General features: G+C 49.9%; 10 protein-coding genes and 1 pseudogene. 10 read left to right on the forward strand and 1 reads right to left on the reverse strand.

Going from position 1 to position 13,463, the window contains the following annotated elements; all coding sequences use genetic code 11:
• Positions 1-793: 793 nt before the first annotated feature.
• Positions 794-3,511, reverse strand: coding sequence for an aconitate hydratase AcnA (gene acnA, locus BFJ94_RS22835; RefSeq protein ID WP_120464707.1), 2,718 nt, complete (start codon positions 3,509-3,511; stop codon positions 794-796).
• A 196-nt stretch (positions 3,512-3,707) separates the two neighbouring features.
• On the opposite strand from acnA, the gene BFJ94_RS22840 reads away from it, so the two are divergent.
• The 10 genes and pseudogenes from BFJ94_RS22840 to BFJ94_RS25960 all read left to right on the forward strand — a co-directional run.
• The gene (locus BFJ94_RS22840; RefSeq protein WP_120464708.1) at positions 3,708-4,715 is read left to right on the forward strand and encodes an amidase domain-containing protein; all 1,008 of its coding nucleotides are present in this window, start codon (positions 3,708-3,710) and stop codon (positions 4,713-4,715) included.
• A gap of 48 nt (positions 4,716-4,763) precedes the next feature.
• Positions 4,764-5,861 carry a D-alanine--D-alanine ligase gene (locus BFJ94_RS22845; RefSeq protein ID WP_120464709.1) on the forward strand — a complete coding sequence of 366 codons (1,098 nt, stop codon included), beginning with the start codon at positions 4,764-4,766 and terminating at the stop codon, positions 5,859-5,861.
• A 48-nt stretch (positions 5,862-5,909) separates the two neighbouring features.
• A complete protein-coding gene (locus BFJ94_RS22850; RefSeq protein ID WP_120465375.1) occupies positions 5,910-6,227 on the forward strand; it encodes a hypothetical protein in 318 nt (105 codons plus the stop codon).
• 410 nt (positions 6,228-6,637) lie between these two features.
• Entirely contained in the window at positions 6,638-7,498 is an 861-nt protein-coding gene (locus tag BFJ94_RS22855; protein WP_120465376.1) for an inositol monophosphatase family protein, read from the forward strand.
• A 48-nt stretch (positions 7,499-7,546) separates the two neighbouring features.
• Positions 7,547-7,804 (forward strand): hypothetical protein, encoded by a 258-nt coding sequence (locus tag BFJ94_RS22860; RefSeq protein WP_120464710.1) that lies wholly within the window; start codon positions 7,547-7,549, stop codon positions 7,802-7,804.
• Between the two features lie 206 nt (positions 7,805-8,010).
• Positions 8,011-9,819, forward strand: a complete 1,809-nt coding sequence (locus BFJ94_RS22865; RefSeq protein ID WP_120464711.1) for a sensor histidine kinase — start codon at positions 8,011-8,013, stop codon at positions 9,817-9,819.
• A 16-nt stretch (positions 9,820-9,835) separates the two neighbouring features.
• Positions 9,836-11,149 (forward strand): response regulator, encoded by a 1,314-nt coding sequence (locus tag BFJ94_RS22870; protein WP_120464712.1) that lies wholly within the window; start codon positions 9,836-9,838, stop codon positions 11,147-11,149.
• Positions 11,150-11,336: 187 nt separating this feature from the next.
• Positions 11,337-12,176 (forward strand): carbohydrate ABC transporter permease, encoded by an 840-nt coding sequence (locus BFJ94_RS22875; protein WP_229716999.1) that lies wholly within the window; start codon positions 11,337-11,339, stop codon positions 12,174-12,176.
• 1 nt (position 12,177) lies between these two features.
• Positions 12,178-13,041 carry a carbohydrate ABC transporter permease gene (locus BFJ94_RS22880; protein WP_120464714.1) on the forward strand — a complete coding sequence of 288 codons (864 nt, stop codon included), beginning with the start codon at positions 12,178-12,180 and terminating at the stop codon, positions 13,039-13,041.
• Positions 13,042-13,176: 135 nt separating this feature from the next.
• Positions 13,177-13,463, forward strand: a pseudogene (locus tag BFJ94_RS25960) (ABC transporter substrate-binding protein); the annotation flags it as partial.

Consider the following 13,463-nt stretch of genomic DNA (forward strand, 5'->3'; position numbering starts at 1 on the left):
AGTAACTGGAGCGCCTCATGAGTGGAAACTGGTGCAAAGCCGCATATCTGGTGCATTCATGTGTACCCGTGCGTATAAAGGGTGAGTAGATTCGTGCATCTGAGCATTCATGCGTATAAATGTGAGAAGAGCTGTTATGCCTTGTGTCCCCTGTGCATAGACGTGAGAAGAGCTGTGATACCTGTGCATCCATGCGCATAAACGGTGAATAGTGCTGGCCCCGTGCACCCATCTGTATAAAACGTGAGGTAGACTCGTGATCCCCTGTGCCTCCGTACATGCCAACTTGAAAAGCCTGCAAATATGCAGGCTTTTCGCGCCAAATCGCCGATTCTGAGGAAATTCCTGCAAATGTGCAGGCTTTTTTGCTATTTTGCCCGGAATTAGGTCGATATGGGGAAAATACCTGCATTATTGCAGGAATTTACCTTGGTGGGGCGGAATCTTAGCAGAATTCCTGCATATTTGCAGGAATTTCAGCCTGCTGAAAAGCACGGGCGAGTCTTCCGGAGCTCTAACGAAACACCATATCGTTATTCGTGTGAAAATCTGCCACTCCGCCCCCTTTTTGTCTCAATAGCGATCCCCAGTTTCGTTACAAGTTGGAGCATTAACCCATAACTGCCAGGGCTTTTCCTCCCACGCAAACGCACATAAGGCACTTTGCATGACAACAAGAAGACCTCCAATCGCCCTAATGATAACCAGGCAAATGGAGGTCTTCTAATCGATTCAAAATGAAATTGTATCATTCCAAGCGTTAACGATAATGATGAGTCGGATCGCAGCAGCTTTAGTTCGCTGCGCTGATCATTTGCCGCAGCACGGTTTGCAGAATACCGCCGTTATGGTAGTAGTCGACATCGACCATGCTATCGAGACGGGCGATAACGGAGAATTCGAATTGGCTGCCGTCCTGGCGAGTGGCCAGTACCTTCAGTTCTTGCCCTGGCTTGACGTCATTGCTCAGGCCAGAGATGTCGAAGGTCTCTGTGCCGTCGATATTCAGCGTCTTCCAGCTAGTGCCTGGCTGGAATTGCAGCGGGAGCACGCCCATGCCGACGAGATTGCTGCGGTGAATCCGTTCGAAGCTCTCGGCGATAACAGCCTTCACGCCCAGCAGGTAGGTTCCCTTGGCTGCCCAGTCCCGCGAGCTGCCTGTTCCGTATTCCTTGCCAGCGATGACGACCAGATTCTGTCCCTCACCTTGATATTTCATCGCGGCATCATAGATCGACATCACTTCGTCGGTCGGCAAGTATTTCGTTACGCCGCCTTCAGTACCCGGTGCCACCTGGTTGCGGATGCGAATGTTGGCGAATGTGCCACGCATCATAATCTCGTGGTTCCCGCGGCGCGAGCCGTAGGAGTTGTAATCCTTGCGGGCTACTCCGCGTTCGTTCAAGTAATGTCCGGCAGGGCTGGAAGGCGCGATATTGCCTGCAGGCGAGATATGGTCGGTCGTGACCGAATCGCTAAGCAACGCCAGCACGCGCGCACTGCGGATATCGGCGATATCCTGCATGCCCTCGCCAAGCTTCTCGAAGAACGGCGGATTCTGAATATAAGTCGATTTCTCATCCCATTCATAGAGCTCGCCCTCTGGTACAGGAATCGAGTTCCAACGTTCGTTCTGCGTAAATACATGCTCATATTTGCTGCGGAACATTTCCGGACTGATCGAGGAGGCGATCGCTTCCTTGATCTCCAACGAAGTTGGCCAGATATCCTTCAGATATACAGGCTCGCCCTGCGGGTCATAGCCGAGCGGGTCATGCTGAAGGTCGATATTGACCGTTCCAGCGAGAGCATAAGCCACGACGAGCGGAGGCGAAGCGAGATAGTTCGCTTTGACTTGAGCATGAACTCGACCCTCGAAGTTCCGGTTCCCGGACAAGACAGCAGCGACAGTAAGATCATTATCGGTAATCGCACTGGCTACTTCCTCAGGAAGCGGGCCGGAGTTACCGATACAAGTCGCACAGCCATAGCCTGCTACATAGAAGCCGAGCTTCTCTAATGGCTCGATCAGACCAGATTTCTGCAAATATTCGGTAACAACGAGCGATCCAGGAGTCAAGCTGCTCTTCACATAGCCGGGCTTGGTCAGGCCGCGTTCTACGGCCTTCTTAGCGAGCAGGCCAGCCCCGAGCATCACGCTAGGGTTCGAGGTGTTCGTACAGCTCGTAATCGCAGCGATCACGACAGCGCCCGGAGCGAGCTCGCTGGCGCTTCCGTCAGAATGAGTCACCGGAACACGCTGGGCGATCTTCTCGTCGCTTAAGCCGTAGCCGCCTTTATCAATAGGAGTACGAATGATTTCATTGAACTTGTTCTTCATTTCTGTGAGCTCAATCCGGTCTTGAGGACGCTTAGGTCCAGCGAGGCTCGGAACGACCGTAGTGAGGTCGAGCTCGATCAGATCCGAGAACTGCGGATCAGGAGTGTCATCGGTGCGGAACATGCCTTGCGCTTTGTAATAGGCTTCAACGAGTGCGATCTGCTCTTCGCTGCGGCCGGTGCTGCGCATGTAAGCGAGCGTTTCCTGGTCCACCGGGAAGTAGCCGACTGTTGCGCCGTACTCTGGTGCCATGTTAGCCACGGTAGCACGATCCGCCAGGCTGATGTTAGTCAGGCCAGGTCCGTAGAACTCGACGAATTTACCGACGACACCTTTCTTGCGGAGCATTTCCGTTACAGTCAGAGCGAGGTCAGTAGCTGTAGCCCCTTCGCTTAAGCTGCCAGTTAATTTGAAGCCGATCACTTCCGGCGCCACAAAATAAAGCGGTTGTCCCAGCATCCCCGCTTCCGCCTCTATACCGCCAACGCCCCAGCCGACTACGCCAAGGCCGTTGATCATCGTGGTATGGGAGTCGGTACCGACAAGAGAATCCGGGTACGCAACGGTCTCACCGTCCACTGTCTTCGTAGCAGCTACCGAGGCGAGGTATTCCAGGTTAACCTGGTGCACGATCCCGGTTGCAGGCGGCACAGCGCGGAAATTATTGAATGCGGTCTGCGCCCAGCGCAGGAAGCGGTAACGTTCTTCATTCCGTTCAAATTCGATATTCATGTTGTATTCGAGCGCTTCGGGAGAGCCGAAGGCATCCACCATGACGGAGTGGTCGATCACGAGATCGACAGGAACGAGCGGATTGATCTGCTTCGGATCACCGCCGGCCTTCTTCACTGTGTCGCGCATAGCGGCCAGATCGACGACGACGGGTACACCGGTGAAGTCCTGCAGCACGATTCTTGCCGGGATGAACGGGATCTCTTTGTTCTCATCGCGGCCCTCGGCCCAGCCAGCGATTTGCTTAACATGTTCTTCAGTTATGGCTCTGCCGTCATATTGGCGGACAGCAGCCTCAAGTAAAACTTTGATAGAGAACGGCAGCTTGGAAATTTGTCCGAGCCCTTGCTGTTCCAGCGTCTGCAGGTCATAGTAGCGATAGTTCTTTCCGCCGACAGCCAAAGTACGGGCAGCAGTGAAAAAATCGTTCTTTGACATGAATGTACCTCCTTGTTCCGTTAGGTGAAACACAATTTCATAATTCACTATATTCAGTATACCGTCCTTGGTGAAGTGAGTAAAGTGTTTTTTGTCCAGTTCCTTCATATATGAAATGGGTATTCAAAGGGAGTACATACTCATTATTATGCGTTCATATAAATAGAATGGTATGTATTAGAAGGAGGCGGGAAGCATGGCGGACGAATGGAGAAAGGCACTGACGAAATATGTGAATCAGCTGAATCAGGACGAAGTCGATTACCGGGTGCGTACGGGGGATTCCGTCGTGACCGATCTGGATTACCTGATCCGCAGCGGGGAGCGCAAGCATAAGCTGGAAATATGGTACAGGGAGCGCGGAGCCGCGCCGATCAGATGCGAGACGAAGGCGAAGCTAATTCGTGAGATCGAGCATCGAGCAGGGGAGATTGAGGTCGAGCTGATGCTGATGCAGAAGATATACTACGATAAGGGCGGAGCCAGACATCAGGAGCAGCGGATCGATCAGCAGCGGCTGACGCTCCTGCGCGATGGCGACGGCTGGACGGTGTCCCGTGTATACCAGCCGGTTCCTGAACGGAGCGCTCCAGTGAACGTCGCTTCGATCTATACTCAGGATAGTATGCAGGCGAAGATCGGCCCATCTCGCCCCTATCTGAATCATCAAATCCTCGGCGGAGGCGCGCAGCGTAGCAGCACGATTTACCGCCGTGAGGACGCAGTATTGTACGCAGATCGCTGGTGGGATAGCTATAACCCGGAATTTGCCCAATTTGAAGTCGATTGCACCAGTTTTATCTCCCAATGCCTCTTTGCAGGTGCAGCCCCAATCAACTATACTGGAAAAAGAGAATCGGGCTGGTGGTATAAAGGTTATGTTGGCGGGCGAGAAGCCTGGAGCTATAGCTGGGCTGTGGCTAATGCCTTGCAGTTATATCTGACCCATAGTAACTCTCATCTGCGTGCAGAGGTCGTCGACCGTCCTGAACAACTGCAGCTGGGGGATGTGATCATTTATGATTGGGATGGAAACGGTGCATTTCAGCATAGCACCATCGTTACCGCCTTCGATGCCGGCGGGATGCCGCTCGTGAATGCGCATACGACTCCGAGTCAGCACCGTTACTGGGATTATCGAGATTCCTATGCCTACACAGAGAATACAGTGTATCGATTTTTCCATATTGCGGATCGGTTCTGACATTCGAGATAGTGAAGCATGTGTATTATATTAGAAAAGAGGTTACCGATGGGACAGGACAGATTGACAATAGGGCTAATTTATGGCGGCAAATCGGGTGAGCATGAAGTGTCCTTGCAGACAGCTCTCGCTGTAATGCAAGCATTTGACTACGACAAATACGAATTGCTGCCTTTTTATATTACGAAGCAGGGTCAATGGAGAGTCGGAAGCAATCAGTCCACTCCTTTTACCGAGTTAGAGCAATTGAAGCTTGAAGAGAATGCGGGGGATACGAGCTCGGCGATCAATATCCTGTTTAGCAAGCTGGCGACCGGAGAAGCGAAGCTCGACGTCGTCTTTCCGCTCCTGCACGGCACTAACGGGGAAGATGGCACGATTCAAGGCTTGTTCGAAATGGCCAACATCCCTTATGTTGGGGCTGGCGTGTTGGCTTCGGCTGCAGGCATGGACAAAGTTATTATGAAGAAGCTGTTTGCCGATGCGGGTCTGGAGCAATGCGAGTATTGCTATTTCACCGATAGTGAGTGGGAGCGCGATAGACATTCCATGATCCAAAAGGTAGAAGAGAAGCTGGGTTATCCATGCTTCATCAAACCAGCTAATCTGGGCTCCAGCGTCGGGATCTCCAAGGCCAAGACGAGAGAGGAGCTTATCAGCTCGGTAGAGCTTGCTCTCCGGTATGATATCAAGATTGTAGTTGAAGAATTCGTTGAAGCTCGTGAGATCGAGGTCGGAGTGCTTGGCAACGATATTCCACTGGCTTCTGTACCAGGTGAAATTGTATCCTCTGGCGAATATTATGATTATCAGGCCAAATATCTTGACGGCAAGTCGCAAATGCTGATCCCGGCTCTACTGGACACCGAGCTGGCTGACCAGATTCGCGATGTGGCGGTTAAGGCCTTCAAGGCTATTGACTGCAATGGATTATGCCGGGCGGATTTCTTCGTCCGCAAGACGGATGGCCGAATTCTGATTAATGAGGTCAACACGATGCCAGGCTTCACTCCATTCAGCATGTATCCGCTATTGTGGAGAGAGACGGGACTGTCTTATGAATCGCTGCTTAACCGCTTGATTGAGCTTGCGCTAGAGCGTTTCGAGAAGAGACAGAATCTTTATTTTGAGAGTGGAGTTAACTGATTTATCTTGCAGACGAATGCCTGGATCAGGACGGAAAGGGAGATGAGCATGGGGTTCCAAACCGAATTCAATTCAGTATGTAAGTTCAAGAGCGAACAGGAGCTGTTCGAATTACTGGAATATGGCCGCGGCAAAATGCGTAAGGAGGGCCTACGCGTATTCCCGACCGGTCAGAAGGTAATCGCCTATAGTCCTGACAATAAGGCAGTAGCGATTGTGAAAATCACGGCTTGTGTTGCCGAGATCAATTTTAATGGCGAAGAAGTAACAGCGGTGGAGCTCGATCTGGTTCGCCAGCTCACGGATGAGGAATCCGCTATCCAAACAGCGCTTGCCTATGAGATGTTCTTCGGGGAGGCCAAGTAACTCTCAGGACGGCTGATTTTGGCTTAAGCAGATGCTTCGTTTGCCCCTGGTATATTCGGGGACAAGCTGCCTGACAGGTCGCTGAATCCATTTGAGTCGGAATGTCCATAATCGGGTTTATTTGCGCGTTCGTAGGGTAGTCTGTTATTAGGTCTAATTTGAAGATTCATCTCCGTGAGAGGTTCGTGATTGGCCGTGTAATAGGGCTGGTTACGGACTTTTTCAATAAATGGTGGTATATTAAAAGAAGAAAAAATTTTACTGATATTCCGCCTGATTTTCCGTACAAATCACTGAAAAGATGCAACTTTACGCCATACGGGGCGTATATTTTAAAAAAGGTAAAAATTGAAAGATTCATAGAAGCACGGAGTCAGAGTGAAATTCAATGAGAAAGTAGTGTGAAACCATTGGAACCTAAGCCTAAAATTCCATACGTAGTAGGAAGCAAGAGTCCAACGGCAGTGGCAATCAATAGTGCCTCCAAAGCGGGCGAATGGATTAAGAGCCGCCTTGGTTTAATTAAGGAAATAAATACGAAATGTTCTCCGCAGGATCTGGTCACCGATGTGGATAAAGGCGCGGAGCTGATGATCCGCAAGCTGATCCTTACCCATTTCCCGGATCATTCGATTCTGGGAGAGGAAGGCGTTGAACCTGGTGCAGAGGCATCCGAGAGAGCACTGAATCAGGCGAAGGAAGCAGAGTATCTATGGATCATTGATCCGATCGATGGAACGACGAATTTCGTGCAGGGTTTTCCTTTCTTCTGTGTGTCGATCGCTTTGGCTTATCGCGGCGAGGTGATCATCGGTGTGATCTACGACCCGATTCGTGATGAAATGTTCGTCGCCGAGAAGGGCAAGGGAGCCTATGTGCATGGCAATCCGATGAAGGTGTCGCGGGATGAGAAGCTGGCGGACAGTGTGTTGGCGGTTGGCTTCAATCCGGACCGGAGCTATGCGCTGCCTGTCAATATGAAGGGAATCAATGCGCTGGCAGATCGAACCCTCAGTCTTCGTGCTGCCGGTTCAGCGGCATTGCATCTGGCCTATGTGGCTGCAGGGCGGCTCGGCGGTTACTGCGAGGTTGGCCTGAATGCCTGGGATATCGCAGCCGGAGCGCTGCTGGTCAAGGAATCCGGCGGTATGGTCACCGATACGACGGGCAATCCTTATGATATCGGCGTTCGGCGCCTCGTCGCCAGCAACGGTAGAATTCATCAGGAGCTGTTGGATGTGCTGAAGAATGCCGAGGCCACAGGGGTATAATATATACTCGTGCAATAAGATTCTGATTCGAAAAGGAGTTCAAAGACCATGAGCGATGAGAAGAATCTTGAACAGGAATTAAATGAACTATTGACGGAGGGCGAGCCGATCAGTGAAGAGGAGCGCCGTGAGGAAGGCAGGCGCCGTCTGCCGCCCAGATATGAGGTCAGAATTCAGACGGAGCTTGATCCGATTGTAGAGGAGACGCTCCAATACCGCAAAATGGCGAAGGAACTGGATGACCGCTATGACCAATATTTGAAGAAAACAGGGCATGTCGATAAAGAGAAAAGCGAAGAAAATTAATCTTTATCATCGTCGAGTTTAACGAATTGATATGACTTATGAAGCTGAAGCGGATACCCATCCACAGAGATGAGGTATCCGTTTTTTTGTTGTTCTTCGGTGTGCAGGAGCGGCAGCGATCATAGGAACAGCTATAATCTGCGTAGAAATACACACTACTGCTATTTCTATTCTTGCTATAGTTAAAGAGCCAGGGGGGAAATTCGTTGAGATCTAGACCGCGTAATCCACTGAACAGAATGAACGTGAAGCAGCAACTGCTACTGCTGTTCCTCATGATCATAATTCCGCTATTTATTCTGAATGCCTATGGCAATTACAGGGCTGATCAAATCCTGAAGCGTCACGTCACCAATGCTTATATCGAGCTGAACAAGCAAAATTTCCGGCTGATTAACCGTGATATAGAAGCAGTAAATAAGGTGACCTCAACGGTATTCCAAAATTCGTTATTACAGCAATTGAATCCGCTTTCTACCGATGAGACGATCCTGCAAAGGGTAAAAAATTACGAGCAGCTGGAAAACTTGCTGACCACCTATTCGCAAGAGACGGATGAGCGGGAGCCACTTTATTATTCACTCTATGTCTATGATCCACAGGACACCTATTCCTTCGCTCCCTATTATCCGGGCCCGAAGAAATCCGGAGTTTACTTCTTCTCAGAGGACGAGAAGCCGGAATGGTTCGATGAAGCCGTCGAGAAGAAGGGAAAGGGCTATTTGCGGCTGGTCGAGCATTTATCGCCGCCCTCCAAGGGCCAGGGCGATCAGAGAACGCTGGCCTATATCCGGGCGATCAACAATATTTATAGAAACGGCACGATCGGGGTATTGGTGGTCACGAATCTGGATGCCAGGATTCAGGAGTCACTACAGACGGTGTCGCTGCCGGAAGGAGAGCTTTATTTCACCAATTGGAGCAACCAGGTTCTGACCGCACAGAGCAATGACTATGGAGAACGTCTGGAGCTACCAGCGGAGGTAGCCGATATGGGGATGACTAGTGGGGTAAAAGATGTCATTACCAGCGAGTATATCTATGTCGTCAATTACAACCATGTATTGCAGCAGAAGCTGATCTATAAAGTTCCGGTGCAGGCGCTGCTGCATCAGCAGAAGGAGATCAAGCAGGTGATTCAGCTGATCTCCATCGTCTTCTTTGTCGGGAGCCTGATCTTTATGCTCTATTTCTGGCGGTCTCTGATGATGCCGATCCAGAAGCTGGTCTATTTCGTCAGGCGCTATGAACCAGGGAATATCGTTCCAGAGACGCCGCGCCGGGAGAAGAATGATGAGATCAGCGTATTGATGCGCAGCATTTACGATATGGCGAGACGACTGAATGCACTGGTTCACTACCAATACACCATGGACCTGAAACAGAAGGAATCCCAGCTACAACTGTTATATCAGCAGATAAACCCGCATTTACTGTATAACACGTTGGAGAGTATCTATTGGAAGAGCAGGATGGAAGGGAATACCGCTTCCGCGGAAATGATCAAGGAATTATCCAAATTGATGAAGATCAGTCTGAGCCGAGGCCGAGAATTAATTACGCTGGCGGAAGAGCTGGAGCATGCTTCTGCCTATATTAAGCTACAGCAGCATAGGTATGACTACCAATTTCGAATTTCGATAGATATTCCCGAGGAATTGCTACCGGTATCGATCCCGAAGATCACGCTGCAGCCTTTAATCGAGAACGCGATTATTCATGGAGTGAAGCATATGGGCGAGGATGGGGAGATTTCGATTCGCGCTGCCGCCGATGGGGATAATTTATTGATATTCCTAGAGGATAACGGGTACAAGTGTGTAGATTATGAGAAGATTAATCGACTTCTCAGCACAGAACATCCAGATCCGTCCTCCGGCTATGGCATACGTAATATTCATCAGCGGATCAGACTGCATTTCGGGGACGGCTATGGGCTTCGATACTCAGGGAGCGAGGAAGGCGGAACCCGGGTGATGATTAAACTTCCAAAGTCCATACAAGAACAGCGATAGAGTAGGGGGAAAGAGAGTGTACAAAATATTAGTCGTTGATGATGAACCGCTGATCTGCAAAGGGTTAGCCGGGCTCTTGAACGGTTCTGGCATAGATATCAGGGCGGTGTTTACCGCATATAGCGGGCATGAAGCCCTGGACTATATTCGCATGGAAGAGATCGATCTGCTCGTCACAGATATCCAGATGGGGGAGATGAGCGGAATCGAATTGATGCAGCAGGCGAAGATGATCAAGCCATGGGTGCAGACGATTATCATCTCTGCGCACGAGACTTTTCAATACGCACAGATGGCGTTGCGACTCGGAGCTAAGGATTATCTAATCAAGCCGCTGAATAGTGAGAATTTCCTCGATTCCGTCCGCAATGTTCTATTGAAAATGGAAAGACCCATTCCGCAAATTGACGAATTTCCGTCCGCGGATACGGGCCATTTCCAGATGGAGGAATTCCGCCCGGAGAAGAATGAGCTGCTGCAGCGCCTGCTGAACGGAACCGACTCGCCGGAAGAGACGAAGTTGAAGGAGCTGAGGTTAACGGGACCTTACTTTTCCGTGATTAGAATGAAATTGGATTTACCTCAGGGGGAGGTAGGAGCCTCCTACTCGGAGCGGGATATCCGTCTGCTGCGCTATGGTGTGCGGAACGTGGCTGAGGAACTGTTACATAAAGAGGAGAAAATATCAACCTGTTATTCCAGCGAACAGGATATATGTATACTGCTGCAGTGGAATGAGACGGAATATGCCGAACTGGATCTGAACAAGATCAATCATCTTGAGATGATCGGGCGTAGTTTGCATCATCATGTACAGAAATTTCTGAATATTCGGGTGGTCGTCGGGATCAGCCAGATTCTGAAGGGCGCAGAATTCCTGCCTGTTCTGGATAGGCAAGCGGATAAGGCCATCGTATGGGGCGGGAAGCATGGGGATTACCATGTGTTCTATTACGGTGACTTCAATTGGAGTAACTATGCCCAGGACCCGACAGCTGAAGAGCTTACGACGCAGAATAACCAGATCGTCGATAGCGCCAAGCAATATATCGAGGACAATTACAGTCAGAAAGGGCTGACGATCCACGAGGTAGCCAAGAAGAATCATGTCAGTCCTAATTACCTCAGCTACCTGTTCAAGAAGAATACCGGCTACAACCTGTGGGAGTATGTGATCAAGCTACGTATGCAAGAGAGCAAGTCCCTACTGCTCCATACCGATCTGCGTCGTTACGAAATCGCCGAACGTGTCGGTTACGAGTCTCCTGAACATTTCAGCAAGATCTTCAAGAAATATTTTGGCGTCAGCCCCAGTGAGATGAAGAAGTAAGAAACGCTATACTTCGCATAGGATTACACCTGTTTCCGGTCGGTTTAGTTTTCTACAATGAAAGCTGGACACTACAGAGAAATGAGGGAGACTCATGGAGGAATCGGTGGTTACATCAGGAAACAGGGGCACAGGACCCGAGACAGAGCCACAAAAGGTACGAAGAACATCAAGCTGGAAAAAGAATATGTGGGGGTATCTTTTTCTCGTTCCGGCTATCGTTATTTTTATTATCTTCTTATGGCTTCCGATCCTAAAAGGGATCGTCTATAGCTTCTACAACGTCGATTTCGTGAAGGGCAATACTTTTGTCGGATTGGATAACTATGTGAAAATTTTCAACAACCCTGATTTATGGCTTTCTGTCAAAAATACATTGTATTTCATGTTCCTTACGCTAATTATCGGTTTCTGGGTGCCGATCGTGGCGGCGATTGCCATTTCAGAGCTGAAGTTCTTCCAGGGCTTCGCACGGATAGCGGCTTATCTGCCTTTCGTCGTTCCTGGCGTAGTGCTCTATGGCATGTGGAGATGGATGTACGATCCGGTTGGACCGATTAACGCCTTGCTTGGCTTGTTCGGCGTTGAGCCGATCTCGTTCATATCCGACGGGCGTTTCTCGATGATCTCGATCGTCTTCATGGAGACGTGGCAGCAGTTCGGCTCGGCAATGCTGATCTATCTGGCCGGGGTACTGAGTATCCCGCGGGACTGGTATGAAGCGGCGGAAATCGACGGTGCCGGAGTCTGGAGCCGGATTAAATATATTACCCTCCCAGCGATGCGCAGCCTGATCGTACTGATGCTGATCCTGCAGATTATCGGCACATCACAGGCCTATCAATCGCAATTGGCCCTGCTGGACGGTGGCCCGAACAAGGTTACGTTGACCTATGCGCTCTTCACCGTGAAGTATGCATTTACCCAATTGGATTATGGAGCAGGGACGGCGCTGGGTGTGCTGATGTTCATCGTCTTGGGCATCCTTGGCGTTATTCAATTCAAGATGAACAGGGAGGATTACTAATATGGAGAGAGGCATCCTGTCACCAGCGGACCTGAGGAAGCCGGGGAATAAGATCGTCTATGGCATCATGGTGCTGGGCATTGCCATCATGGCGGTTACGATGCTGTACCCGATTCTGATGACAATGTTCAACGGGCTGAAGAGCAATCCGGAGATCAACACCTTTCCGCCGAAGTTCTTCCCGACGACATGGCATTGGGAGAATTTCTCGAAGGGCTGGAATTATATCGCTTTACCGGTATTTTTGAAGAATACGGTGTTTATTTTCCTTGGAAATCTGTTCATGACGATCTTGGTGCTCGGTCTGGCAGCATTCAGTATTTCGCGGATCCGCGTTCCGTACAGCCGATTGGTCTATTTCTTCATTCTGCTGACTTTGTTCATTCCGGCGACGAGCTATATGATTCCAAACTTTGTGAATCTGAAGCAGCTCGGATTACTTAATTCCTATTGGGCCTTCTGGTTACCGGCGGGAGCGAATGCATACTACTTCCTGCTGATGAAGAATTTCTTCGATGGCATTCATCCGGAAATCTTCGAAGCGGCGCGGATTGATGGTGCCTCGGAGCTGACGAGTTATCTGAAGATTGCGGTTCCGCTGTCCGTCCCGATTTTCGCGACACTGTCGATTTTTATTTTCTCAACGGCTTGGAATGATTGGTTCTGGCCATCGCTGGTCATGCATACTGAGGACAAATACACGTTGGCGACTGCGATATATAAGTATGTTATTAATGCACGGAGTCTGGATAGCAGTATCAAATTCTCAATTCTGTTCATGGTCATGGTTCCACCGATCTTCGTGTTCCTGGGCTTCCAGAAGTTCATCGTGCGCAGTGTGAGTCTGACTGCGGTCAAAGGTTAAGCGGGAGAACAGCAGCGTTTACATTAGCGTAGGGCTGCACATGATCGCCCTATGAATACACATCGTCCTCACCGCGGTAATCTTCTAATATAAAAATATAGCAATCGATAACAATCACGGAAAAGGGGAGTTTCAATGCGCAAATTCTCAGCTGTACTGATGTGTCTTATGCTGTTAGGCTCACTGCTTGCAGCGTGTGGCGGAAAGAACAATGTAGATAATCAGGCGAATAATGGAGGGGCTGCTCCAGGTAATTCCGGCAGAAACAATGAAGCGACGACAGATGATGCGAAACATGATATTACCCAGCGGAAAGTCACGCTGAAAATTCACTATCCGCTGCCGGATGAGACCACGCTTCGTACCCAGGAGGACGATAAGATCGCCCGCTTCCAGGCGCAATATCCGAATTTTTTTTTTTT

The organism is Paenibacillus aceti (genome assembly GCF_003614185.1).
Lineage (GTDB): Bacteria > Bacillota > Bacilli > Paenibacillales > Paenibacillaceae > Fontibacillus > Fontibacillus aceti.

Bases quoted from the DNA above. Each gene is read 5' to 3' on its own strand.
- acnA (WP_120464707.1), bottom strand. From the start codon at position 3,511: ATGTCAAAGAACGATTTTTTCACTGCTGCCCGTACTTTGGCTGTCGGC.
- BFJ94_RS22840 (WP_120464708.1), top strand. From the start codon at position 3,708: ATGGCGGACGAATGGAGAAAGGCACTGACGAAATATGTGAATCAGCTG.
- BFJ94_RS22845 (WP_120464709.1), top strand. From the start codon at position 4,764: ATGGGACAGGACAGATTGACAATAGGGCTAATTTATGGCGGCAAATCG.
- BFJ94_RS22850 (WP_120465375.1), top strand. From the start codon at position 5,910: ATGGGGTTCCAAACCGAATTCAATTCAGTATGTAAGTTCAAGAGCGAA.
- BFJ94_RS22860 (WP_120464710.1), top strand. From the start codon at position 7,547: ATGAGCGATGAGAAGAATCTTGAACAGGAATTAAATGAACTATTGACG.
- BFJ94_RS22875 (WP_229716999.1), top strand. From the start codon at position 11,337: ATGTGGGGGTATCTTTTTCTCGTTCCGGCTATCGTTATTTTTATTATC.
- BFJ94_RS22880 (WP_120464714.1), top strand. From the start codon at position 12,178: ATGGAGAGAGGCATCCTGTCACCAGCGGACCTGAGGAAGCCGGGGAAT.